27 protein-coding genes and 1 pseudogene are annotated in these 24,571 nt (G+C 59.5%); 13 read left to right on the forward strand and 15 right to left on the reverse strand.

The features are described from left to right. Positions 1-97: 97 nt before the first annotated feature. Together I5R65_RS01225 and I5R65_RS01230 are read right to left on the reverse strand one after the other, a co-directional pair. Positions 98-1,432, reverse strand: a complete 1,335-nt coding sequence (locus I5R65_RS01225) for an MFS transporter (RefSeq protein WP_196871921.1) — start codon at positions 1,430-1,432, stop codon at positions 98-100. Positions 1,433-2,467: 1,035 nt separating this feature from the next. Further along, entirely contained in the window at positions 2,468-3,253 is a 786-nt protein-coding gene (locus I5R65_RS01230; protein ID WP_196871922.1) for a hypothetical protein, read from the reverse strand. A gap of 317 nt (positions 3,254-3,570) precedes the next feature. On the opposite strand from I5R65_RS01230, the gene I5R65_RS01235 reads away from it, so the two are divergent. Continuing rightward, complete coding sequence (locus tag I5R65_RS01235) at positions 3,571-4,641, forward strand: ComEC/Rec2 family competence protein (protein ID WP_196871923.1); 1,071 nt, start codon at positions 3,571-3,573, stop codon at positions 4,639-4,641. Positions 4,642-4,750: 109 nt separating this feature from the next. On the opposite strand, the pseudogene I5R65_RS01240 reads toward I5R65_RS01235, so the two are convergent. The 3 genes and pseudogenes from I5R65_RS01240 to I5R65_RS01250 form a co-directional block, all read right to left on the reverse strand. After that, positions 4,751-5,183, reverse strand: a pseudogene (locus I5R65_RS01240) (integrase core domain-containing protein); the annotation flags it as partial. A 41-nt stretch (positions 5,184-5,224) separates the two neighbouring features. Then, a complete protein-coding gene (locus tag I5R65_RS01245; protein WP_310837629.1) occupies positions 5,225-6,001 on the reverse strand; it encodes an IS3 family transposase in 777 nt (258 codons plus the stop codon). A 41-nt stretch (positions 6,002-6,042) separates the two neighbouring features. Further along, the gene (locus I5R65_RS01250) at positions 6,043-6,357 is read right to left on the reverse strand and encodes a transposase (protein WP_196871925.1); all 315 of its coding nucleotides are present in this window, start codon (positions 6,355-6,357) and stop codon (positions 6,043-6,045) included. A gap of 432 nt (positions 6,358-6,789) precedes the next feature. Here I5R65_RS01250 and I5R65_RS01255 point away from each other — a divergent pair, with 432 nt between their 5' ends. The 12 genes from I5R65_RS01255 to I5R65_RS01310 all read left to right on the forward strand — a co-directional run bounded on the left by I5R65_RS01255 (position 6,790) and on the right by I5R65_RS01310 (position 16,880). Further along, positions 6,790-8,013, forward strand: coding sequence for an IscS subfamily cysteine desulfurase (locus tag I5R65_RS01255; RefSeq protein ID WP_196871926.1), 1,224 nt, complete (start codon positions 6,790-6,792; stop codon positions 8,011-8,013). Between the two features lie 13 nt (positions 8,014-8,026). After that, a complete protein-coding gene (gene iscU, locus I5R65_RS01260; protein ID WP_196871927.1) occupies positions 8,027-8,476 on the forward strand; it encodes a Fe-S cluster assembly scaffold IscU in 450 nt (149 codons plus the stop codon). 43 nt (positions 8,477-8,519) lie between these two features. Beyond that, a complete protein-coding gene (gene erpA, locus I5R65_RS01265) occupies positions 8,520-8,876 on the forward strand; it encodes an iron-sulfur cluster insertion protein ErpA (RefSeq protein ID WP_006463112.1) in 357 nt (118 codons plus the stop codon). A 12-nt stretch (positions 8,877-8,888) separates the two neighbouring features. Further along, entirely contained in the window at positions 8,889-9,209 is a 321-nt protein-coding gene (gene iscA, locus I5R65_RS01270; protein WP_006463111.1) for an iron-sulfur cluster assembly protein IscA, read from the forward strand. Positions 9,210-9,212: 3 nt separating this feature from the next. Next, positions 9,213-11,141 (forward strand): Fe-S protein assembly chaperone HscA, encoded by a 1,929-nt coding sequence (hscA, locus tag I5R65_RS01275; protein ID WP_196871928.1) that lies wholly within the window; start codon positions 9,213-9,215, stop codon positions 11,139-11,141. A gap of 51 nt (positions 11,142-11,192) precedes the next feature. Beyond that, complete coding sequence (fdx, locus tag I5R65_RS01280; protein WP_196871929.1) at positions 11,193-11,531, forward strand: ISC system 2Fe-2S type ferredoxin; 339 nt, start codon at positions 11,193-11,195, stop codon at positions 11,529-11,531. 219 nt (positions 11,532-11,750) lie between these two features. Continuing rightward, positions 11,751-12,881, forward strand: coding sequence for a homocitrate synthase (gene nifV / locus I5R65_RS01285; RefSeq protein WP_196871930.1), 1,131 nt, complete (start codon positions 11,751-11,753; stop codon positions 12,879-12,881). A 66-nt stretch (positions 12,882-12,947) separates the two neighbouring features. Further along, positions 12,948-13,277 carry a nitrogenase stabilizing/protective protein NifW gene (gene nifW, locus I5R65_RS01290; RefSeq protein ID WP_196871931.1) on the forward strand — a complete coding sequence of 110 codons (330 nt, stop codon included), beginning with the start codon at positions 12,948-12,950 and terminating at the stop codon, positions 13,275-13,277. A gap of 22 nt (positions 13,278-13,299) precedes the next feature. Then, positions 13,300-14,145: an electron transfer flavoprotein subunit beta/FixA family protein gene (locus I5R65_RS01295; RefSeq protein WP_196871932.1), complete on the forward strand. Its 846-nt coding sequence runs from the start codon at positions 13,300-13,302 to the stop codon at positions 14,143-14,145. A 31-nt stretch (positions 14,146-14,176) separates the two neighbouring features. Then, on the forward strand, positions 14,177-15,271 hold the full coding sequence (locus I5R65_RS01300; RefSeq protein ID WP_196871933.1) for an electron transfer flavoprotein subunit alpha/FixB family protein: 1,095 nt from the start codon (positions 14,177-14,179) through the stop codon (positions 15,269-15,271). A gap of 20 nt (positions 15,272-15,291) precedes the next feature. Beyond that, positions 15,292-16,590 carry an FAD-dependent oxidoreductase gene (locus tag I5R65_RS01305; RefSeq protein WP_196871934.1) on the forward strand — a complete coding sequence of 433 codons (1,299 nt, stop codon included), beginning with the start codon at positions 15,292-15,294 and terminating at the stop codon, positions 16,588-16,590. After that, positions 16,587-16,880, forward strand: coding sequence for a ferredoxin family protein (locus I5R65_RS01310; protein WP_006463103.1), 294 nt, complete (start codon positions 16,587-16,589; stop codon positions 16,878-16,880). The genes I5R65_RS01305 and I5R65_RS01310 overlap by 4 nt, the downstream gene beginning before the upstream one ends. 80 nt (positions 16,881-16,960) lie before the next feature. Here I5R65_RS01310 and modC read toward each other — a convergent pair whose 3' ends face one another. The 10 genes from modC to nifE are packed head-to-tail and all read right to left on the reverse strand — an operon-like array spanning position 16,961 to position 24,478. After that, entirely contained in the window at positions 16,961-18,079 is a 1,119-nt protein-coding gene (gene modC / locus I5R65_RS01315; RefSeq protein ID WP_196871935.1) for a molybdenum ABC transporter ATP-binding protein, read from the reverse strand. Then, a complete protein-coding gene (gene modB, locus I5R65_RS01320; protein WP_196871936.1) occupies positions 18,076-18,828 on the reverse strand; it encodes a molybdate ABC transporter permease subunit in 753 nt (250 codons plus the stop codon). Before modB ends, modC begins: the two co-directional genes overlap by 4 nt. Positions 18,829-18,835: 7 nt before the next feature. Continuing rightward, positions 18,836-19,591, reverse strand: coding sequence for a molybdate ABC transporter substrate-binding protein (modA, locus tag I5R65_RS01325; protein WP_196871937.1), 756 nt, complete (start codon positions 19,589-19,591; stop codon positions 18,836-18,838). A 48-nt stretch (positions 19,592-19,639) separates the two neighbouring features. Then, positions 19,640-20,239, reverse strand: coding sequence for a nitrogen fixation protein NifQ (locus tag I5R65_RS01330; protein WP_196871938.1), 600 nt, complete (start codon positions 20,237-20,239; stop codon positions 19,640-19,642). 59 nt (positions 20,240-20,298) lie between these two features. Next, positions 20,299-20,604 carry a ferredoxin III, nif-specific gene (fdxB, locus tag I5R65_RS01335; RefSeq protein ID WP_006463098.1) on the reverse strand — a complete coding sequence of 102 codons (306 nt, stop codon included), beginning with the start codon at positions 20,602-20,604 and terminating at the stop codon, positions 20,299-20,301. Beyond that, on the reverse strand, positions 20,601-20,807 hold the full coding sequence (locus I5R65_RS01340; protein ID WP_006463097.1) for a CCE_0567 family metalloprotein: 207 nt from the start codon (positions 20,805-20,807) through the stop codon (positions 20,601-20,603). Before I5R65_RS01340 ends, fdxB begins: the two co-directional genes overlap by 4 nt. A 26-nt stretch (positions 20,808-20,833) precedes the next feature. Next, positions 20,834-21,304, reverse strand: a complete 471-nt coding sequence (locus I5R65_RS01345) for a NifX-associated nitrogen fixation protein (RefSeq protein WP_196871939.1) — start codon at positions 21,302-21,304, stop codon at positions 20,834-20,836. A 3-nt stretch (positions 21,305-21,307) separates the two neighbouring features. Next, positions 21,308-21,709 carry a nitrogen fixation protein NifX gene (nifX, locus tag I5R65_RS01350; RefSeq protein ID WP_006463095.1) on the reverse strand — a complete coding sequence of 134 codons (402 nt, stop codon included), beginning with the start codon at positions 21,707-21,709 and terminating at the stop codon, positions 21,308-21,310. Continuing rightward, entirely contained in the window at positions 21,706-23,094 is a 1,389-nt protein-coding gene (gene nifN, locus I5R65_RS01355) for a nitrogenase iron-molybdenum cofactor biosynthesis protein NifN (protein WP_196871940.1), read from the reverse strand. The genes nifX and nifN overlap by 4 nt, the downstream gene beginning before the upstream one ends. A 4-nt stretch (positions 23,095-23,098) precedes the next feature. Beyond that, the gene (gene nifE, locus I5R65_RS01360; RefSeq protein ID WP_196871941.1) at positions 23,099-24,478 is read right to left on the reverse strand and encodes a nitrogenase iron-molybdenum cofactor biosynthesis protein NifE; all 1,380 of its coding nucleotides are present in this window, start codon (positions 24,476-24,478) and stop codon (positions 23,099-23,101) included. Between the last annotated feature and the right edge of the window lie 93 nt (positions 24,479-24,571).

Here is a 24,571-nt window from a genome sequence, read left to right on the forward strand (position 1 = left end):
TTCTGCGGGATTCCGTGGATGCATAAACGACAAAGCTGTTCGGTGTTTCACTGAGTCCCAGCGTTCGCTGGGACGACAGCAAAACGCTCGGACAGTCTTATTTTTCCGCTTTAGATGTCTTGCTGATAAACGCAAAGATCATCACCGTCGCCATGAACTCAACAATGGCGATGGTGGTAAGGCCCTTGCCATATTGTCCGGTTGTGGTCTTCAGATAACCCAGCAATTGCGGGGAAAAATAGCCCGACAGATTCGCCACCGAATTGATCACGGCCAGCCCTACGACAATTGCCGTACCCGACAGGAAGCGCCCCGGCAATTGCCAGAACACAGGGATTGCGCCCATCGTGCCGGCCGACGACAACGCCAGCGCAAACACCACACCCGCAGCACTCTTCTGCCCCAGAAAATAAGCCGCCAGCAACAGCCCGATTGCGCCAATGGCGGCAGCCACGGCGGTATGGATGCGTACTTCCTTGTTGCGATCCGACAGATAACCATTGAGCAGCATGCCGAACCATCCGCAGCAATAGATGCCGCCCATGACCCACCCCAGGGTCTTGATATCGGTGAAACCGACTTCTTTTACCAGACTCGGGCCGTAATACACCAGCGTCGCGTTACCGGCGATGATGCAGAAAAAGACGGCAATCAAGGCCCACATGCGCGCACTGCGCAGCGAAGCAAAGAAGCTGTGTTCACGCGGCCCCAAAGCCTGATCTTCTGCCGACAATTCGGTCTCGACGTGGGCCTTTTCACGGTCGCTAAGCCACTTGGCGTCGCGCGGCCGGTCGGTCAGTAGAAAATACGCAGCCAGCCCGGCCACGATCGATGGAATGCCTTCGATGATAAAGAGCCATTGCCAGCCTTTGAAACCACCCAGGCCTTGCGACAACTCCATGATGTACGCCGCCAGCGGGCTACCCAGCACCAGCGACACGGCAGAAGCGGAGACGAACACACCCAGGGCCTTGCCACGCCGATGCGTCGGCAGCCAATAGGTCAGATACAGGATCACGCCCGGTTGCAATCCGGCTTCGAAAGCGCCCATCAGAAAGCGCAGGATATAAAACTGCATGGATGTCTGCACCCAGGCCATCAGCACGCAGGTAATGCCCCAGCCGATGGTGATGCGCATAATGGTTTTGCGCGCGCCGAACTTTTGCAGCGCCAGATTGCTTGGCACCTCAAAAATGAAATAACCGATGAAGAAGATCCCTGCGCCGGCACCATAGACGGCGTCCGACCAGGCCAGATCGCTCATCATGGTCAGCTTGGCAAAACCGACGTTGACGCGGTCGACCCAGGCCAAAAACCAGATCAGCGTGACGAAAGGAATGATGCGCCAGACTATGCGACGAAATGTGACGTCGCGCTCTTCAACGCTGCCGGCGACTGGTAGTGGTGCTGTTGCTGCTGCAATGGTGTTCATGTGTCCTCCCAGACGAAATCAATGCGGCTGACGGCGCTGGTCTCGCTATTTCAATCGTTTTGCGTGGGGTTGCGCCCGTGATTACGCCTCATAACAGTGCAAAACAGTGGAAATGGCCAGACAAAAGCCGTCCTTCTCCGGCAAGCAGCATCCATGCCACTACCGCGAAAAGACATCATTGAAATGTTGGGGAGAATTGTTGCGATGGATTATTGCGTTATTGCGTCAGTGAGTTAGCAACGCAAGAAAGTACCATTTGAGCAGTAAATTCTCAGTAGCTTATAAGAACAACGCAACACTTCTAAAACCACCATGGCTTCGCATAATTTGTATTATGTAAAACCACGACCCAAGTTAAAACCGTTCATGAGGCAGCCCGTTGGTTTGCAAAAAGTTGTAGCCGTTTTTTTTGCAGAATTTTGTAGCCAGCCCTAGCCTTGTCTAGCGATATGCGTCTTGCCCAACTGATTTCTTTTCCTTCGAATTAGATATGACCAAGTCGTCGGTCACGCCGATTGCCTCCAGACCCAAAGCCTCTTGTTGGCCAACGCATCATCCAATATCGCCAACGTTAAGACATTATGGTGCTAGCAGCCAAGGTCACATTGCTAGGAACAGTATTCAAGTCCTCATCAAAGATTATATGGGGATGCTTTGCAATAGGCTTGGCAGTTGTCAGTGCTGTGAGCGCAATGGCGGCCGCCGAAGGACATATTCGACGCTTGGCAGGACCTTCCAAAACCAGAATGCAGAGAATAATGAATAGTGACTCGATGGACTTCGCAAAACAGTTTTTAGGGGCTGGCACGTTTGCAGGGTCCCTTGTTTGTTATACATATTTTGCGGTGGTATCGATTCTAGAAAAGGGATGATTGGGGAATGCAATTAGGTACCGCGCTCATAAACATTGAGATGGCGCCCAAAAAATCTAATTCTATTAGAGCATGAGTCTTCGTCGGCCCCCTGCCCTTACTGATGGCATCCAGACCGTCTGAGGCCATAGTAAATCTAACGTCTGCAATCAAAATGCCCGCGCTATGGGGCTCCCAAATCATCTCGTTTCTTCGGTTTCGACACGGGCAATGATGGTAAACATTCGAAAAGCCGTTCTGCGTAGACAAATCCCATACGTCTTACAGCATGCTGATTAAAATAAAACAACCACGCTGCGAGTAATGCGAGTGAAATTAATAGAGTTATTCCTGACGCAAGTCCTGGGTCAACAAGATTGATCGGGAAAAAGTACGGGGGTGTTATTTGGAGAATTTTCCCAATTAGTAAGCCATAGATCGTGCCCATCAAACAAGAAATAATGCCAACGGGTTTCATAGCTAACATGTTGCGATGAAATCCGTAGGCAATGTTCTCTTTGAGCAAAAGCCGCTTATTTGTACGGGTCAATTCGCGAAGGCGCTTCGTTGCGCCAATGTATATGTCATCCGCTCTACCGATATCCGCAAGTTCTTCATCCGCGGTCGGCATCGCGATGCCCAATTTTGCGGTAATCGCTGTGTGGTAGCGTTGCGTGCTAATAGTATCTAAAAACTTGTCCCGATGACGAAGAGCAATAGTTGTTGGCATCCCCCCCCATTTTTCAACAAGGGTTTCCTCCAACATTTTGCCTCGCCCTCTTGCCACGCTTGACAATGCGTAAATAGCACCGCAACCACCCAGAAGTCCGATTACACCTGTTAGTAGCGGGTGCTTAGCACCGTAGACGCAAACTAAGGGCACCAGCACCGGCAAGGCGACGAGAAGACCTGGAATTACTCGGGCCTTACGCTCGTAAGGATCTTTGACTAGTTCAAATATTGTTGTCATGAGCAAGTCCAACTGTTCTGTAAGTGTGCAGCTGTAGGGCTGTAGCTATTTCTAGACAAACGTGTAGGGGCCATATGATCTTAATGAAATCAGACCTCCAAATTGTCGCGACGAAAACTGAAAAACTAGATCTAGATCAGGTTTTTCCATATCGCAGTCTCAGCCCCTGATAAGACTTCGGAGTATCATCGATCATTGCTATTTCCACAAGACAGGCATGAGTCAATATGGGAAAAAAGCACATATAGAAGAAGCATCTAGCAAGCTAAGTATTACAAGACCATCTTCATTCCATTAATAAAAAGCGAAAGGAATATATGGCTGACTATTTTGAAATCGACTTCCTTGGGGTTGAGACCTCCAAGAGTGGTGACGCGATTACGATGCGTTATTCCGTAAACAATGAAACAGGTGTTCATGTAGTAGATGGGGGCTATCTAGATACTGGAGACCAGATCGTTGAGCATCTGAAAAAATACTATGGCACCACTACCATTGATCACGTCGTTCTAACTCACCCAGATCGTGATCACGCGAACGGATTACGAAAGGTTCTAGAGCAATGCACAGTCCGCAATCTCTGGATTAACCGACCTTGGATCTACGCTGATCAATTGATTGACCGATTTGAAAACTATGAGTCGGTCGACGCATTAAGGCGCAAGTTACTCTCTATCTATGATGCTACCGCGATGCTTGAAGATATCGCGAACGAGAAAGGAATCCCGATTCATGCGCCGATGCAGGGCCAGAAAATTGGTCCTTTCTTGGTGATGGCGCCAACACTAAATCGGTATCTAGACTTAATTGTAGATTCAGAAAGAACGCCTGAAGCTGTCGAAGAGAGCGCTTTTGACAGCGCACTAGGAAGTGTCGCCCGTGCGGTCAAAGCTGCCACTGCATACTTAAAAGCAATTTGGGGAAACGAGTTCTTCCCGCCCGGCCCCACCAGCCGCGAAAACGAAATGAGCGTTGTGCAAACTGCAGTCTTAAACGGTCATCGCGTTTTGTTGACCGGCGATGCGGGGCGTGAGGCATTGCAGGAAGTCATCGACTACGCTCCTTCTATCGCGTTTGCGTTACCTGGAATTCGCTATTTCCAAGTTCCGCATCATGGCGGCAGACACAATGTTTCTACTGAAATCTTAGATCAATTGCTAGGCCCCCGCCTGGATGCACAACCAGCCGAGCATACATGGAATGCCCTATGTAGCTCAGCTAAGGCTGACGAGGACCACCCAAGAAAGTCCGTGATTCGCGCGGTGATGCATCGCGGTGGCCACTGGGCTGCCACAGAGGGAAAGGATATGCGCATCGGGGCGGGAATTACCCGCGAAGGCTGGACAGCAATTCCACAAGCAGAATATCCAGATGAGCAGGAAAGTTAAGCCCCCTATTCCAATTTAGAAGCTCATTTAACGTGTACACGGTGGAACGTCAAGAAGCCTGCACGGCGGGTGACCGGCCTGAAACAACTGGTCCAGACTTAAAGTTAGTCTAAGCGGCAAGCCGCAATGGTGCTGGGGTTGTTGTCGGCAGCGTAGCCTGCGCTGCCGGCGGCCGGTATTTCAGTGAGCTATGCGGCCGAACGGTATTGTACTGATGACGCCATCGCTCGATGATGACCTGAGCTTCTCGAAGGGTGTAGAAGATTTCTCCGTTGAGAAGTTCATCGCGGAATTTACCGTTGAAGGACTCGCAGTATCCGTTCTCCCAGGGGCTTCCTGGCTCAATGTCCAGCATTTTTGAACCGACCGATGCAAGCCAGCGCCGAAGGTTCTTGGCGATCATCTCCGGCCCCATTTTCAGAGCGTAGATATGCTGGAACACCGTAGGCCACCATGGCCTCAGTCAGGATATCAATAACGTCATTACTCCGAATTTGCCTGGCCACGTGCAGCGCGAGGCAGCCACGGGTGAACTCATCGATGCGAAGTCCCAGCTGTAATGACCCAGCGAAACCTGCTCACCTCAAGCAGCTAAAGCAAACGCCTCAGCCGGTGTCTTCATCCCCAGCGCCTGATGCGGCCGGCGGTGGTTATAGAAGCCGATCCAGTCACCAATGATGCGACTGGCGTGCTGCAATGTTTCGAAGCGATGTCGATGAGCGCATTGCTCCTTTAGGGTTCTGATGACGCGTTCGACCATGCCGTTCTGCTGTGGGCAATGCGGCGTGATGAACTCTTGCTGAAGCCCGTAACTGCGGACCAACGCGGTGTAACTACGGCTGGTGAACACCAGGCCGTTATCGGAGCGCAGCAAGAACGGCGCCGTCACGCGACCCAGTGAGCCATAACGCGCGATCAGCGCTTGCTCCAAGGCCGACTCTGCCGTCTTCGACTTGCCCGAACGCGACAGATGCCAGCCCAGTAATTCCCGCGTGTGGCAATCGATCACCAAGGCCAGCACGGCCCAACCATCACGCCCCGTCCAGATCCGGCACAAATCGGTGGCCCAGCGCTGGTCTGGTCCTGTGGCTACCGACGGCAAGGCCTTCACCCTGGGGCGGAAACCAATGGGCCGCTTCTTGACCTGCCAGCCTTTGAGCTGGAAGATCCGCTGCACCGTGTTCTTGTTGAATCCGAGCAGGCCAGCCACCGTGCGATAGCCGAAGGACGGCTCTTCCAGGATCATCTTGCGAATCGGTTCGGCAAAGCGCTCCTGCACCTTGGGCTCGGCCTTCACAGGCTTGTAGTAAGCGCTGCGCCTGGCAATCCCAAACCACGCGCAGATCTTGCTGACAGCCACATCGAAACCATCTTGTTTGAGTCCCTGGCGGATGGTCTCGATTACTTGTCTTCCTCGCCCAACAGGGACGCCAATTTTTTTCTGGCGCGCAGCTCCAGCATGGCTTCTCCATAAGCTTCCTGCAGCTCCTTGAGTTGCCGCTCGTACTGTTCTCTCACATCCAGCGGCTTGGCACGCAGGGCGTTCTCCATCCCTTTGCGGCCTTCATCGACCCATTCCTCGATCTCTGAAGGCGGGATATCAAACGACCGGCTAGCCTCCGCTACCGTCGTCTTACCCTGGATGATTTCCATCACCAGCGCCGCTTTGCGCTTGGCTGTCCAACGCTTGAATTCTTCGTCCATGACCTTGCTCATTTTGATTTCCTTTTAGGATTAATGACTTAAATTTTCTATGAACTACAAACTTGGGACATAAGTTAAATAATGAGCATGCATTTCTGGCAGTGCTTCCAATACCGTTATTGATTTTGCTCGAAGCATTGTTCCTCCCATCTGACCCACTCCCCAGCTCTCAAAGGCAACCACGCGGTCTATAGACTGACTCCCTCAAGAACAGGGTTCGCCGTGGCGATTCAGCTGGCATCAAAGCACACATCGAATTCGCCCTGTCGTCATAAACCCAACAAAAACGACAATCCAGCGTGCGAAATCCTCCGCGCCAGAAAATAATTTATTCCTTTTTATTCAATGGCTTAGCAGCATACCCATGGATGGCACGCTCTTTGCTGAAGCTCATAGCGCAGCCAGGCACAGACCCGTTCTCCCACACAGTTTGCCGGAGCCACCATGCCCTCCTCTTCCTTATCGCTACCCATCTACCTGGATTATTCGGCGACCACCCCGGTCGATCCGCGCGTTGCGCAAAAGATGATTCCCTATCTGACCGAGATTCCGGGCAACCCGGCCAGCCGCTCGCACAGCTTCGGCTGGGCCGCCGAAGCGGCGGTCGAACATGCGCGCGCGCAAGTCGCCGCGCTGGTCAACGCCGACGTGCGCGAAATCATCTGGACCTCCGGCGCCACCGAATCCAATAACTTGGCCATCAAGGGTGCGGCTGAATTCCTGCGTAGCAAGGGTCGCCACCTGATCACCGTCAAGACCGAACACAAGGCCGTGCTCGACACCATGCGCGAGCTGGAGCGCGGCGGTTTTGAAGTGACCTATCTGGAGGTCGGCAGCGACGGCATGCTTGACCTGACTGCCTTCGAAGCAGCCTTGCGGCCCGATACCATCCTGGCCTCGGTGATGTACGTCAATAACGAGATCGGCGTGATCCAGGACATCGCTGCATTGGGCGACATCTGCCGTGCACGAGGCGTGCTCCTGCACGTGGACGCCGCCCAGGCCACCGGCAAGGTGACCATCGACCTGGCCAGCCTCAAGGTTGATCTGATGTCGTTCTCGGCCCACAAGACCTATGGCCCCAAGGGAATCGGCGCCTTGTACGTGGGACGCAAGCCGCGCGTTCGGCTGGAAGCGCAGATGCATGGCGGCGGGCATGAACGCGGCCTGCGCTCGGGCACCCTGGCCACCCACCAAATCGTTGGCATGGGCGAAGCCTTCGAACTGGCACGCCTGGCCATGGGCACTGAGAACGAGCGCATCCGCATGCTGCGCGACCGCCTGCACGCCGGCTTTGCCGATATCGAGGAATGTTTCGTCAATGGCGACCTGGAGCGTCGCGTGCCGCACAACCTCAATGTCAGTTTCAACTATGTCGAAGGCGAATCGCTGCTTATGGCCATCAAGGATGTGGCGGTGTCTTCCGGGTCGGCCTGTACCTCGGCCAGCCTGGAACCCTCCTATGTCCTGCGCGCACTGGGCCTGTCGGACGAACTGGCGCACAGTTCGATCCGTTTTTCCATCGGCCGCTTCACCACCGTCGAGGAGATCGACTTCACCGTGAACGTGATCCGTGAAAAGGTCGGCAAACTGCGGGCACTCTCGCCGCTGTGGGATATGTACAAGGACGGCATTGACCTCTCCACGGTGCAATGGGCTGCACACTGACAAGGAGCACATCATGGCTTACAGCGACAAATTGATGGACCACTACGAAAACCCGCGCAACGTCGGCAGCTTCGACAAGGACGACACCAGCGTGGCCACCGGCATGGTGGGCGCGCCTGCCTGTGGCGACGTGATGAAGCTGCAGATCAAGGTCGATCACAACGGCATCATCGAAGACGCCAGGTTCAAGACCTACGGCTGCGGTTCGGCCATCGCCTCTTCCTCCCTGGTGACCGAATGGCTCAAGGGGCGCACCCTCGACCAGGCGCTGGACATCAAGAACACCGCCATCGCCGACGAACTGGCCTTGCCGCCGGTGAAGATTCACTGCTCCATCCTGGCCGAAGATGCCATCAAGGCCGCCGTAGCGGATTACCGCAGCCGGCATGATGCCGCGCCCGAGGCCCAGCAGGCGGCCCCTGCCCTCAAGCAATACCCGATCTGCGCGCCCGTCGCCGACTGAGACGTCACGGCCGGTTCCCATCCCCATTTCCTGGAGGTCCATCATGCCCGATACCGACAGCATCACCGCCGACGCCCCCCTCATCTTTACCGATTCGGCCGTAGCCAAGGTCAGCGAGTTGATCAGCGAAGAAGGCAATGCCGAACTCAAGCTGCGCATCTACGTCAGCGGCGGCGGCTGCTCCGGCTTCGAATATGGCTTCGCCTTCGACGATGCCGTCAATGAAGACGATTTCTGCATCGAGCGCAACGGCGTCTCGCTGCTGGTTGATGCCATGAGCATGCAATACCTCAACGGCGCCGAGATCGGCTACGAAGAAGGCCTGGAAGGGTCCCGCTTCATCATCAAGAACCCCAATGCCACCACTACCTGTGGCTGCGGTAGTTCATTCTCGGTCTGACGAGGTACGGCCATGAGCATCACCCTCACTGAAAACGCCGCGCGCCGCGTGCACGCCTTCCTGGCCAAGCGCAGCGCTGTCGGCTTGCGCCTGGCAGTCAAGACCAGCGGCTGCTCCGGCATGGCGTATGCACTCGAATATGCCGATGTCGCCGAGCCGCAGGACCTGCGCTTCGAAAGCCATGGCGTGACCGTGCTGATCGACCCCAAGAGCCTGCCCTACCTGGATGGCACCGAGCTGGACTTCGTGCGAGAAGGGCTCAACGAGGGCTTCAAATTCAACAATCCCAACGCCAAGAATCAGTGCGGCTGCGGCGAAAGCTTCGCGGTCTAGGCCATGTCCCTGCTCCAGATCGCCGAACCTGGCCTCAGCACGGCGCCGCATCAGCACCGGCTGGCAGTGGGCATCGACCTGGGGACCACCAATTCCCTGGTGGCCACGGTCCAGTCCGGCCAGGCCCGCATCCTGCCCGATGAGGCCGGCCAGGCGCTGTTGCCCTCGGTGGTGCGCTATCTGCCGACCTATTCCCTGCAGTCGGCAGACAGGCCCTCGTCCGTCGTCGGCCATGCCGCCAAGGCCGCGCAGAGCGATGATCCATGTAATACCTTGTCATCCATCAAGCGCCTGATGGGACGCGACCGCGCCGACATGAACGCCGGCAACAGCGCCGACATGCCCTATGCCTTCATCGACAAGCCCGGCCTGGTCCAGATCGATACCGCTGCAGGCATCAAGACACCCATCGACGTATCGGCCGACATCCTGCGGGTATTGCGCCAGCGCGCCGAAGCCTCGCTTGGCGGTGAGCTCAGCGGTGCGGTCATCACGGTGCCGGCCTACTTCGATGACGCCCAGCGCCAGGCCACCAAGGATGCCGCACGCCTGGCGGGCCTGAATGTGCTGCGGCTGCTCAATGAACCGACGGCGGCGGCCATCGCCTATGGCCTCGACCAGGCTGCCGAAGGGGTGTTCGCCATCTATGACCTGGGGGGCGGCACCTTTGATATTTCCATCCTCAAGCTCTCGCACGGGGTCTTTGAAGTGCTGGCCACCAATGGTGACGGCGCCCTGGGCGGCGATGACTTCGATCGTTGCATCCATGACTGGATCCTCGATCAGAGCCGGCTGGCAACCGCAGAGCTCGGCGCGCAAGATACCCGCCGCCTGCTCTCTGCTGCGCGGCAGGCCAAGGAAACCCTGAGCCGGGAGACCAGCGCGACCATCGAACTGAACCTGTCCTCAGGGCAGGCCGTGCAGCTGTCGTTGACGCGCGAGGTATTTGCGGCCATCAGCCAGGACTTGCTGGCCCGTACCCTGCTGCCCACTCGCAAGGCACTGCGAGACGCGGGACTGGGCACGGCCGAGATCGACGGCGTGGTCCTGGTCGGAGGATCGACCCGGATGCCGCAGGTGCGCGCCGCCGTAGCCGATTACTTCGGCCAGACGCCCTTGACTGATCTTGATCCGGATCAGGTCGTAGCGCTGGGCGCGGCCATGCAGGCCAATGTCCTGGCCGGCAATCGGCAGCAAAGTGACTGGCTGCTGCTGGACGTCTGTCCGCTCTCGCTGGGGCTGGAAACCATGGGCGGCCTGGTGGAAAAGATCATCCCGCGCAACTCCACCATTCCGGTGGCACGGGCGCAGGAGTTCACCACCTTCAAGGATGGTCAGACCGCCATGAGCGTGCACGTGCTGCAAGGCGAACGGGAACTGGTGGCCGACTGCCGCTCGCTGGCGCGCCTGGAGTTGCGTGGCATTCCACCCATGGTGGCGGGTGCGGCCCGTATCCGCGTAACCTTCCAGATCGATGCCGACGGACTGCTGTCGGTCTCGGCACGCGAACAAAGCACCGGCGTGGAAGCGGCCGTCACCGTCAAGCCCTCCTATGGACTGGATGACGCCAACATCGCCCGCATGCTCTCCGAAGCCGCTGGGCACGCCACCGATGACATGAAGATGCGCATGTTGCGTGAAGCCCAGGTCAACGCCCGCCAGGTGGCCGATGCCACCGATGCCGCCCTCAAGCGCGACGGCCACAGTCTGCTCAGCGCCACCGAACAAGCGCAGATCCGCAAGCAGCTCTATGCCCTGACGGAACTGATCGAAACCGCACGGGAGGCCAATGACGACAACATCGCTGCGCTCGGCCGCGCGTGCGATGCCCTGAACCAGGCCACCCAGGAATTCGCCGCCCGGCGCATGAATGCCAGTGTCTCGCTGGCCCTCTCGGGCCAGCGCCTTGAGACCATCGACCTGGGCTCATGACTTGATGTTCCAACCCTGACCGGGGCCATCCCGGCCTCATCGGGAGCTGCCATGCCGCACATCACCGTTCGTCCCCATCCCGTACTGTGCGCCGAAGGCAGCAGCTTCGATGCGCGTAGCGGCCAGTTCCTGTGTGATGCCTTGCTCAAGAACGGGATCGCGCTGGAGCACGCCTGCGAAAAATCCTGTGCCTGTTCCACCTGCCATGTGATCGTCCATGAAGGCTTCGACTCTCTAGCGCCGGCCAGTGATGATGAGGAAGACCAACTGGGCCGCGCCTGGGGCTTGAGCACGCAGTCGCGCCTGGCTTGCCAGGTCGTGCTCCGGCAGCAGGACCTGGTGATCGAGCTGCCGCGCTACACCGTCAATCTGGCACGCGAACGGGACTGAGGGCCGCGCAGTGCGCCGGGTCGGCAAGGCCTGGCAAGGCCTGACAAGACACGACAAACACGACAAAAGCGACAAGGGTCGAGGGCTACCAAAAAACACCAGGCAAGTCGCTTATCACATTGATTTTTAAGGAATTTATTTTCGCATTCTGATTGGCACATGAATTGCTAAACCAGGATCAGAAGACATTTTTCGTATCGCATTGCCGGAGAATCCAAGATGGTCACAATCAATGACACTACCCTGCGCGACGGCGAACAGACTGCCGGTGTTGCCTTCACAGCGGAAGAAAAAATCGACATCGCGCGCGCCCTCGATGAGATCGGCGTGCCGGAAATGGAAATCGGCATTCCCATCATGGGCGAGGCCGAAATCGAGGTCATCCAGGCCATCGCCGCCCTGCCCCTGCGCAGCAAGACCATGGTATGGGGTCGCATGTGCGAAGCCGACCTGGCCGCCGCGGCCCGCTGCAACGCCGATATCGTCAACCTGTCCATGCCGGTGTCGGACATCCATATCCAGCACAAGCTGCAACGCGACCGCGACTGGGTGCTGGCGCAGATCCGTTATTTCCTTCCCAAGGCACTGGACCTGGGCATGGAGGTTTGCCTGGGGGGCGAGGATTCCTCCCGGGCCGACCTGGACTTCCTGTTGCGGGTGATTGAGACGGCCCAGGCTGCTGGCGCCCGGCGCTTCCGTTTTGCCGATACGCTAGGACTGCTTGATCCCTTTGCGACATACGATGTGATCCGCCAGTTGCGCCACGAAGTCGACATCGAGCTGGAAATGCACGCCCACAACGATCTGGGGCTGGCCACTGCCAACACTCTGGCTGCCATCAATGCCGGTGCCAGCCACGTCAACACCACCGTCAACGGCCTGGGTGAGCGGGCCGGCAATGCCCCCCTGGAAGAAGTGGTCATGGGCTTGCGCCATCTCCATGGCATCGAAACCCAGGTCGATACCCGTTCGCTGCCGGCCATCTCCAGGCTGGTGGCCAAGGCCTCCGGCAAGGCGGTGGCCCCCAACAAAAGTATCGTGGGCGAAGCGGTGTTTACGCATGAATCGGGCATCCACGTGGACGGCCTGCTCAAGAACCCTGCCAACTATGAACACTTCAGCCCGGCCGAACTGGGTCGCAGCCATCACATCGTGCTGGGCAAGCATTCGGGCTCACGCGGCGTCAAGGATGCCTTCGCCAAGATGGGAATACTGCTCTCGGACAGCCAGGCACAAGCCATGCTCATGCGCATCCGTGACCACACCATGGTGGCCAAGACCGCGCCCAGCGAAGATGAACTTACACGATTCTTCCTGGAAAGCGGTGCCTGCGCGGCCAGCCAGATGTAAGCACTTGAATTCTCCCGTTCCCGCGCGCTGCACCTGTGTTCCTCTCACCCCGGAAAGAGAGCCGTCATGCCGACCCTGGCCGAAAAACTGAAACAACTGTCCGCCGCCGAAGAGTTCCTCGATTTCTTTGGAGTGCCTTACCAGCAAGCGGTCGTGAACGTCAATCGCCTGCACATCTTGAAGCGCTTCTACCAGTACATGCGCCAGGAACGTGGCCTGGATGCGCTGGACGAAGTGGAGATGTTCAAGAAGCTGCGTGCCCTGCTGGCCAGCGCCTATGACGACTTCGTGCATTCCACACCGGCACAGGAAAAGGTTTTCAAGGTATTCCAGGATGCCCACGGCAAGTCGGTATCGCTGGAGATGCTGCGCATGTCCTTGCCGGCCAAGGCCTGAGCCTGTCCTTTTGGAGAACACCATGCATATCGTCGTCTGTATCAAGCAAGTGCCCGACAGCGCGCAGATCCGCGTGCATCCGGTCACCAACACCATCATGCGCCAGGGCGTGCCGGCCATCATCAACCCTTATGACCTGTTTTCGCTGGAAGAAGCCCTGCGCATCAAGGATCAGGTCGGCGGACGGGTGACGGTCCTGACCATGGGCCCGCCGCAGGCGGAGGCAGCGCTGCGCAAATGCATTTCCTTCGGCGCCGACGAGGCCATCCTGGTGACCGACCGCGCCTTTGCCGGTGCCGATACGCTGGCCACCTCCTATGCGCTGGCGGCTGCCATCCAGCGCATCTCGCAAGACCAGGCGGTCGATCTGGTCCTGGCCGGCAAGCAGACCATCGACGGCGACACGGCCCAGGTCGGCCCGGGTATCGCCAAGCGGCTTGATCTGCAATTGCTGACCTATGTCTCCAAGATCGTGTCGCTGGACCCGATTGCGCGCGAAATCGTCATCCAGCGCCGTGCCGAAGGCGGGGTGCAGGTGCTCCAGACGCGGCTGCCCTGCCTCATCACCATGCTCGAAGGCAGCAACGAAATGCGCTTTGCCACCATGGAAAACATGTTTCGCGCCGCCCGCCATCCGATCCGTACCTGGGACCGTGCGGCCGCCGGCATCGAAGACGTCAGCAAGATCGGCTTGAAGGGCTCGCCCACGGTGGTGAGCAAGGTGTTTGCGCCCAAGGCCAACGCCCGTCGCGCCGAGATCATCACGGCCGAAGGCGACGAAGCGCGCGACCTAGCGGTCACCCTGGTCGGCAAGCTCTTCACGCAACACCCCAAACTGGGCGACGCCATCGCCAGGAAAGTGGCCTGATCTTCCCAACATCGATTCCATGAGGCACAGCATGAACGACGACAAGCATGCGCCAGAGCGCAAAGGCGGCAAGGGAAAATACGAACTGGACGAACGCCTCAAGGCCTACCAGGGGGTGTGGGTATTCATCGAACACGAGCGTGGCGAAGTCCACCCGGTCTCCTGGGAGCTGCTGGGCGAGGGCCGCAAGCTGGCCGACCAGCTCGGCGTGTCGCTCTCGGGCGTGGTATTGGGCGCGCCCGACCTGGCGACCCGGCAGTTCTGCGAACAGGCATTCCACCATGGTGCCGACAGCTGCTACCTGATGACCGACCCTACCCTGTCGGCCTACCGCAACCAGCCGTTCACCAAGGGCCTCACCGATCTGGTCAACCGCTATCAGCCGGAGATCCTGCTGCTGGGAGCCACCGCGCAAGGGCGCGACCTGGCCGGCAGTGTCGCCACCACGCTCAGGACCGGCCTGACTGCCGACTGCACCGGGCTGACCATCGACATGGAAAACCGCAGCATGGCGGCATCGCGCCCGACCTTTGGCGGCAGCCTGCTCTGTACCATCCTGACACTGAACTACCGGCCGCAGATGGCCACCGTGCGGCCGCGCGTGATGGCCATGCCGGAGCCCGACCGTAGCCGCAGCGGCCAGATCATCGAGCACCCGCTGGGCCTGGTCGAGAGCGACATCATCACCAAGGTACTGGAATACATCCCCGACAATCAGCAAGACAAGCCGCAACTACCGTTTGCCGACATCATCGTGGCGGGTGGACGCGGCATGAAGCGGGCCGAGAACTTCCAGCTGATCTGGGATCTGGCCATGGTGCTGGGAGCCGAGGTGGGTGCCACGCGTCCGGTGGTGCAAGCCAACTGGATCCAGGCCGAGCGCCAGGTCGGGCAATCCGGCAAGACCGTGCGGCCCAAACTCTATATCGCGGCCGGCATCTCGGGTGCCATCCAGCACCGCGTCGGCATGGCCGATTCGGACGTGATCATTGCCATCAACAGTGATCCCAACGCCCCCATCTTCGACTTCGCCAGCTACGGTATCGTCGGCAACGCCATGACCATCCTGCCGGCCTTGACCGAGGCCTTCCGTCAACAACTGGCCACGATGCGCATGGCGAGCTGAACCACAACAGGGAGAACAGCATGACTGAGAAATTCGATGCCATCGTGGTCGGCGCCGGGCCCTCCGGCAATGCCTGTGCCTACACCATGGCCAAGGCCGGACTGAAGGTGTTGCAGATCGAACGGGGGGAATATCCCGGTTCCAAGAACGTGCAAGGCGCCATCCTCTACGCGGATGCACTGGAACGCATCATTCCCGACTTTCGTGAGGACGCACCGCTGGAACGCCACATCATTGAGCAGCGCATGTGGGTGCTCGATGATCAATCCTTCATCGGCGGCCACTACCGCTCGGAAGACTTCAACAAGCCGCCCTACAACCGCTACACCATCATCCGCGCCCAGTTCGACAAATGGTTTTCGCAGAAAGTGCAAGAGGCCGGTGCCCTGCTGATCTGTGAGACCACTGTGACCGATCTGCTCATGGATGGCCAGCACGTCGTGGGCGTGCAGACCGATCGCGTGGGTGGCTCGATCTATGCCGACATCGTGGTGCTGGCCGATGGCGTCAATTCGGTGCTGGCCCGCAAAGCCGGCTTTCGCCCCGAACTCGATCCGGCCGAGGTGGCGCTGGCGGTCAAGGAAATCCATTTCATGCCGGAGGAAACCATCGCCAGCCGCTTCAACGTCAGCGGCGACGCCGGCGTGGTCATCGAGATGGTCGGCAAGATCACCAAGGGCATGATGGGTACCGGCTTTCTCTATACCAACCGCGACTCGGTGACTATCGGCGTGGGCTGCATGTTGTCCGACCTCAAACGGCAGAAATGCTCGCCCTACCAACTGCTGGAAGACATGAAGGCCCATCCGGCCATTGCCCCCTTGCTCGAAGGCGGAGAAATGAAGGAGTATGCAGCCCACCTCATTCCCGAGGGCGGCTACCACGCCATTCCCTGCCTCTATGGCAGTGGCTGGATGGTCGTCGGCGACTCCGGCATGTTCGTCAATGCGGTACATCGTGAAGGTTCCAACCTGGCCATGACCAGCGGCCGCCTGGCTGCTGAAACCGTGATTGCGCTGCGTGCCGAAGGGCTGCCCCTGACCGAGCGCAACCTGGCACGCTACCGCACCGCACTCAACGAGAGCTTTGTCATCAAGGACCTGAAGAAATACCGCGCCTTGCCCGGCATCTTCCATCGCAATCCGCACCTGTTGAATACCTACCCCGAACTGCTCAACCAGGCAGCGCATCACATGCTCAAGGTCGACGGGACCGACAAGAAATCCAAGGAACGAGACATCCGGCGCAGCTTCACCCAGCGGCGCTCCCTGTTCGGATTGGTGGGTGATGCCTACAAAATGTGGAGGGCTTTCGAATGAGCACGTCCAAGGTCGAAGAAAAACTGTTCCAGAACCGCTACAAGATCGACAGCGGCCGTCCGCATATCGCCATCAAGAACCAGTCGGTGTGCGCCGATCAATGCAAGACCCAGCAATGCCTGACCTGCTGCCCGGCCGGTTGCTACACGGCCGAAGGCGGTGGCCAGATCCTGCTGACCACCGATGGCTGCCTGGAATGCGGCACCTGCCGCGTGATCTGCACCGAACACCGCAACGTGGCGTGGGAATATCCACGTGGCGGCTATGGCATCCTGTTCAAGTTCGGCTGAGGGCGCCCATGCGAAGGCCGCATCGCCAACACGGCTGCGGCCCTTCCCTTGAGATCAAGCATCAAGCGGCTGCATCACATCTACAACAAGGCCACCGACTTGATCTGCGCCCACACTGGCTGGCCCGGTACCAGGGCGAGTTGATCGCAGGAACGCCGCGTGATACGCGCCAACAGTTGTTCTCCGCCGGCATCCAGCACGACCAGCACGTGGGCCGGATGCTGCGCCGGTGCCAGCTTGAGCACCGTGGCCGACAGCCGATTGAGGATGCTGCTGTCATGACCGGGGCTCAAGGCCAGGCTGACGTCGCGCGCATGGATCTGCAAACGCACCGGCTGACCGACCGGCAACTCCCGTCGCGGTACGAAGATGTCACCACCGGCCAGCACCAGCTGGGTGAGGTGATACGTCTCGTCATGGGCAGCAACCTTGGCCTCGATCACGGCTCCGGCATCCTCTGCATGGGCCAGGGGCAGATCGAGTCGTGACAGCAGCGTCGTCAGAGGACCGCTGGCCAGGCAGCGGCCTTGCCGCATCAGTACCAGCGTATCGGCCAGACGCGCGATTTCTTCAGGATGGTGGCTGATGTAGAGAATGGGAATGGCCAGCTCGTCACGCAGGCGTTCCAGGTAAGGCAGGATGTCGCGCTTGCGGTCATTGTCCAGGGCGGCCATTGGTTCGTCCATGAGCAACAGGCGCGGTGCCGTGAACAGGGCGCGAGCGATGGCCACGCGCTGGCGCTCCCCACCTGACAAGGCCGATGGCATGGCCTGCAGCAGCGAACCGATGCCCAGCAGCTCAATGATCTTCTGGCGTGGCGTTGTGCCGGGAGCGGCCTTGCTGCGGCGCGCACCATAGTCCAGATTGCGGCTCACCGACAGATGCGGCAACAGGCTGGCCTCCTGGAATACGTATCCCAGCGCGCGTCGATGAGTCGGCAAGAAATACCGGCGCTGCGAGTCCTGCCAGACCTCGCCGTTGACCTCCAGGTAGCCCCGGCTCGGGCGCAGCAGACCGGCCATGCAGCGCAGGAAGGTAGTCTTGCCGCAGCCGGAGGGCCCGCTCAAGGCGCTCACACCCTGCCCCGGCAATTTCAGATCCAGGTCAAGCTGGAACTCGCCCGCGCCACCATAGCCATAGGCCATCTTCGCGATGATCCCGGGCTGCGCGATGCTGGGCTCAACCTTGGCTGGCTTCATGTGGTCCTCCTAATGGCATCGCCAGATTGCACCGTAGCTTCCTGCGGTGCGCGGCCGCTCTTCCCTGCCTTGAGCGTGGTCTTACCCGCACGCCCCAGACGCATCATCACCAATAGCACGAGGAAGGAAAACACCAGCATGGCGCCTGCCAGCCGGTGCGCCTGGGCGTATTCGAAGGCTTCCACGTGGTCATAGATCTGCATCGACAAGACCCGTGTCTTGCCGGGGATATTGCCGCCGATCATCAGCACCACGCCGAACTCCCCTACGGTATGGGCAAAACCAAGCACCGCCGCCGTCAGGAAGCCCGGCCCGGCCAAGGGCACGGCCACGGTAAAGAAGGCATCCAGCGGCGAGGCACGCAAGGTCGCCGCCACTTCCATGGGCCGTTCACCGATGGCCTCGAAGGCGTTTTGCAAGGGCTGGACCACGAAGGGCATCGAATACAGCAACGAGGCCAGCACCAGTCCGCCAAAACTGAAGGGCAGCAAGCCCAGCCCCCATGCCTGGGTGAGCTGGCCCACCGGCCCTTGCGGCCCCATGAGCACCAACAGATAGAAGCCCAGCACGGCCGGCGGCAATACCAGGGGCAAGGCCACTACCGCGGCCACCCAATGGCGCCAGCCCGAGCGCGTGCGCGCCAGCCACCAGGCCAGCGGAGTACCCAGCAACAGCAGCAGCACCGTGACGATGCTGGCCAGGCTCAGCGTCAGGCGCACCGCGCTCCAGTCTTCGGCCGTCAATCCCATGGCCGGCCTAGCGATCCAGCTCGTAGCCGTAGGCGCGGATGATCTGGCGCGCCGGTTCGCTCTTGAGGTAAGTCATCAGCGCCAGGGCCGCCGGATGGTCACGGCCTTTTTCCAGAAGAACCGCGTCCTGCAGGATCGGTGCATACAGCTCGGCCGGCACGATCCAGGCCGAACCGTCGACGATCTGCCCGTTCCTGACCACTTGCGATAAGGCCACGAAGCCGAGCAAGGCATTGCCGCTGGCGATGAACTGGTAGGCCTGGTTGATGTTTTCCGCCTGCACGATCTTGGGCCGCAAGGTCTCGTCAAGCCCGAGCTTCTGCATCGTCTGCACGCCCGCCAGGCCATACGGCGCCAGCTTGGGATTGGCCAGCGACAGATGCTCGAAGGCACCCTTCTTCAAGATCTCGCCCTGCGCGTCCACTACGCCCGACCTGGCGCTCCAGAGCACCAGCTTGCCGCGTGCGTAAGTGAAGCGGCTGCCGGCCACGGCGGTATTCTGCTTTTCCAGCAAGGCCGGGGTGTTGGCATCCGCCGCCAGCAAGATCTCGAATGGCGCGCCATTGTTGATCTGGGCATAGAACTGGCCGGTGGAGCCGAACGCTGCCACCACCGTGTTACCGGTGGCCTGCTCGAACGCGGCGGCAATCTGCTTGAACGGCTGGGTGAAATTGGCCGCCACGGCCACATGGACTTCCTCGGCATGGACACCTGGCATCAGCAGACACAGCCAGGTACATGCCAGCATCAGCTTGCGTAACATGGACTTGTTCCTTGAAAAAGGGAGGCGAATGAAGACAACAGCGCCAGCTCAGTTCAAGCCGAGCAATGGATTGGCGTCTTCCGGACCGAAACACTTGAGGTAATCGGAACAATTGCCGCAGCTAGGGGCCTGGCACAGCACCAGCCCTTCGCGTTCGCACAATTGCCGATAGAAGAACTTCTTCCATTTCATGTCGCTGACGTTGCGCTCGGCCAGCACGGAAAAGTAATGCCCGATCAGCCGCGACAAGGCCGTCCGGTTGGGCAAGCCCATGTCTTGCCAGAGATGGTTGGAACCCATGCAGGCCGTGGCGATGGCGTGGGCCAGCCAGGTACTTTCCTGGTCGTCGCAGGTGCGGCAATCCATCAGCATGGCCAGCAGGTCATCGAATTCGTCGATCGGCGGCGGCGCACAGGCTTCACCGGACAATGCACCGGGGGAGCCATACAGAGGCGCCGTCAACTCCGGAAAATAGCGTTCACGCAAGGCCGTCAGGGAGTCGGCATCGAGTGCGGCGATGGGCACGTCATAGGGGGCCGGACGGTGACCAGCCAGTGCGATCAAGCCGGCAAAGGCCAGCGTCACCACATGGTCCGGGTCGCGCGCTGCTTCCATCAATTCCACATAACCTGCCTGGCTGTAGCTCATTTTGGGGCCTCCTGGGTCGATGTCAGAGAATGAACAAAGCTTCAACTGAAAATGGACGATCAGACCTGCGCGCTCCCATGGGTGTAGCACTTCTTGGGGCAAATCCGTGAGCAGGCTTCGCAACCGATGCAATTGTCGCGGTTGGCGATGGTCATGATCTTTCTTTCGTACTCCTCATCCTCGTCATCATCAGGATCGACCGCGATGCGCTGGCCCTCGTCATTGATACCGACCAGGGCCAGCACGTCGCGGCCGCATACCTTGAAGCAACGGCCGCAGCCGATGCATTTGTCTTCATTGATCTGGCCGACGAACTGTGGCGTCCAGTCGGCACCGCCGGGAAGCTTGACCGTGAATGTCGTCATGGCTGTCTTTCGTTCTCATCCTCAAGTGCGCGCCGTGCCTCGGCCAGGGCGGCATGGGCGTCATAGGCCTTCTGCGCGACCTCCAGGATCTTTTCCCAGCCGGTCGGCAAATCCTCGGACAGATCGTGCAAATCCATCTTCAAGGCCGTGGCCTGCTGGTTGAGCTTCTTGACTTGCGCCTTGAGCGCTTCCCTGTCCTGCATGTCCGTTCTCCTTGTGGCCAGTGCCCTCAGCCGTAATTGACCACTTCGGGGAACCGCCGGATCATCTCGACCCCGGCCGCCACGATCTTGCCGCCCTCCTCGGCCAGCTTGTCCACGCTCTCGAAGCCGAAGCGATGCATATCCCGCAAGTGCTTGTTGACCACCACCAGGCGCCCGGCCATGAGCACCATGCGTCCAAAGCCCTCATGCGACATCTTCATCATGGGCGTGGCGATGCTGCCGGTCTGGCGCTCGATGGCCAGACCCACGGCGTTGTAGAACAATTCCAGGCGCCACAGGGTTTCAGGATCGGGGTCGCCGATGATGGGAATCTCGCGGCGCTGCTCGCGCGTGATGATGTAGGGCGCCAGCAGGTCTGCGTTGCTCTTGCCGTCCCAGGCGCCATGGGTATCCTGCGCGCGCCATTGCTTGATGAGCTCCTGCACGAACGGGCTGTCGATGGCGACCGGGGCCTCTTGAGTGGCGATGGCAGTCATGGTTCACACTTCCTCTTCAAAATTGATATCGCGTTCCTGGCCCTTTTGCATGGCCTTGCGCAGCCATGGTGCCGGTGTACCCTTGAGCACTTCCTGCAGCTTGTCGAGGATGTCCAGGATAGGTTCGGCCTGCGCCACCTTGACCGGGTGGATGCGGTTGGCCACCACCCGTGCGGCGCCCGAGCCGCCGATGGCGGCCACGTACAGGATGGCGCAATCCTTGATGGCCTCGATCTTGGGGGCCAGCTTGTCTTCGTCGCCGTCCTCCTTGAGATCGCCGTCGAAGCTGTGCGTCTGCACGAAACTGTAGCCATTGGGCCAGACCTCGAACACCGCCAGGTTCTTGGCCCAGCCGAAATGCGCATCCACGCGCTGCAGATCTTGGGTTGCAAATGCCACTTTCATGAGCTTTCTCCTTGAACGGACGGGGCCAGCGCCAGGGCATCGCGCGTGCTCTGCGGCAGCTGCCAGTCATCCGGGGTATGTGCATGGCCTTCGGCCAGCAACAGGTTGCCGATCTCGAAAATCAATCCACGTGTACCGCGATAGCCGACCGAAAGACAGTGCCCGGCCCCCAGACGGTCGAACATGGGCAAGCCGGCACGATGGAAGGGAATATGCAGGCGCTCGGCCGCCTGGCGTCCGTGCGAATGCGTCACCAGCAGACCGGCGCTGACCCGGCGCGCGCCCTGCTCCAGGTCCTCCAGGTCGCCGATCACCACGCGTTCTGCCGGTACGCCATCGAGCACCGGCGAGGTCGTGGTGGTCATGGCACAGCCGATCTCGCAGCCCATCTCGGCCAGCCATGCCGAGAGTGCCAGCAACAGGTCCGGTTCGGCACCGATGGCAACCTTGACCCCGCCGAAGAAGAAGTGGCCATCCAGCATGGCATCCTGCAACTGGCTTCGCTGACGCCGATAGCGCGCCGGAATCGGCTGGCCCGACACATATTCCAGATAGGCCAGGAAGCGGTCATTGGCCTGCAGACCGGTCAGCCGGTCGAACACCACATAAGGCACTCCGCTCAACGCCTGCACGGCCTGGGCACTGGCGCGCATCTGTTCGCCGATGGCGATGGTGACGATGGAAGCGCCCAGCGCACGCATGTCGGCCAGGGTAGTACCGCCCATCGAGGTCGGACTGAAATTGTCTGGCAGATGGCCATCCAGCGAACCGGACACATCCGGCAACACGATCGGGTCCAGCCCGAAGGATTGCACGATGTCGCGCAATTCCTCGATATCGGCCGGTGTCAGATGGCACCCTGCCAGCAGATTGATCTGGTTGGCGCGCGTCTGGATGTCCGGCTCCGGCTCACCCAGCGCGCGGATCAATGCCTCCACGGCCTTGGCCCAGCCATCTTGGAAGGCGCCCGTGTAGTCAGGCGTGGAGACATAGGCCAGCGCAGTATCGGCGAGATCGGGATGCTTCTGGCGGATCAGTTTGAGATAGGCATTGACGTCATCGCCCTTGGTTTCGGTCAGCCCGGTGGAACAGATGGCGATCAGGTCCGGCTTGGCGCGCAGGCGGATGTTCAAGACCGCCTTTTCGATGTTCTCCATTCCACCCAGGATGCTTGATACCTCGTTCATGGCGGTGGTCTGCAAGGGAATCGCTTCGCGGAAATGTCGCGCCAGCAACACCAGCCCGAACGAGGTGCAGCCCTGAGAACCATGCATGACCGGCATACAGCGGTTCATGCCCAGGAAGGCATAGGTCGCCCCCAGCGGCTGGCTCATCTTGAGCGGGTTGACGGCTGCGGCCTTGGAGGAAGTCTCGACGGTGGCCATGTCCTTACTCCCAGGGCGCCGGTGCGCGCACCTGCTCCCACACCGGGTTGTACAGGGCGCGGTCGATTTCCGAGACCAGCGTGATCATGCCCTCGTAGCCGGCATAGGCATGATGGCGCTCCTGGTTGATGTCCAGCCAGGGCATCTTGGCCTTGAGCGCGATGAATTGCGAACGTCCGCCCGAGAGCATGATGTCGGCGCGCGCCTCTTTCAACATGGCATACATTTCGCGCGGCGTCATGTCGTCGATCATGTGGGCTTCATCCCCCATGATTTCCTTGATGCGCTCCTTGTCCTCGCGGGTCGATTTCTTCACGCTGGTGCCGACGATTTCGATGCCGACCTCCTGCAAGGCCGCTACCACTGACCAGGACTTCACACCGCCGGTAATCAACAGCACACGCTTGCCCGCCAGGCGCGTCTTGTAATGCGCCAGACGACTCCAGGCGCGCGCTTCTTCCACCGCGATCAAGGCTTCGGTGCGGTCCGTCAACTCGGCTGGTGCACCCTGCTGCACCAGCAGGCGCGCGATCTGGCGCAACGAATCGGAGACGTCGCCGATCCCATAGAAAGACCCTTCAAAGAAGGGAATCCCGTAACGTTCCTCCATCTTGCGTGCCACGTTGATCATGGCCTTGGAACACACCATCATTGATGCCCGGGCCCGGTGCGAAGAGGCAATCTCGCGATAGCGGCCATCGCCGCTGATGCAGGAAAGCACCCGTACGCCCATGGCATCGAGCAAGGGCGTGATCTGCCACAACTCGCCGGACAGGTTGTATTCGCCGATGATGTTGATGTCGTAGGGCGTGGTGAATTCCGGTTCGACCGTCCCGATCACGTAATCGAGCAAGGCTTCACCGGCCAGCTTGTTGCCCAGGTTCTTGACCCCGGCAAAGCCGGGCGAATTGACCGGAATCACCGGCTTGCCGAACTTGGCGCTGGCGGCCTTGCAGACGGCCTCGATATCGTCGCCCGTCAGCGCAGTGACGCAGGTCTGGTAGACGAATACCGCTGGCGGATCATATTTTTCGATGATTTCCTTGACCGCCTTGTAGAGCCGCTTTTCGCCACCGTAGATGACGTCGATCTCATTGATGTCGGTGGTAAAGCCGGTGCGATAGGTCTGGACACCGGACGAAGCCGCATGGCGGTTATCCCAGGAATTGCCTTCGCAGGCGATGGGGCCATGCACCAGGTGGGCCACGTCCACGATCGGTTGCAAGGCGATCTTGGCGCCATCAAAGGCGCAGCCGCCGGCTGCCGCGCCCGGCGCCAGCTGCTTGCTGCAGCCGGCCTTGCGTTGCTTCTCCGTTTTGGCCTGGTTCTTGTCGCAGGCCGGTTCTTCGAAGACTTCCTGGATCTTCAGCTTCAACGCCGTCATGATCGCTCTCCATGCTTAGCTGGGTTGCTGCCGGGGCACTACGCATCCAGTCGCGCATCCCGCCAGGCAGCACTTCTGACTGGCGGGACGTCC

This window comes from Herbaspirillum sp. AP02 (assembly GCF_015767275.1).
Lineage (GTDB): Bacteria > Pseudomonadota > Gammaproteobacteria > Burkholderiales > Burkholderiaceae_D > Herbaspirillum.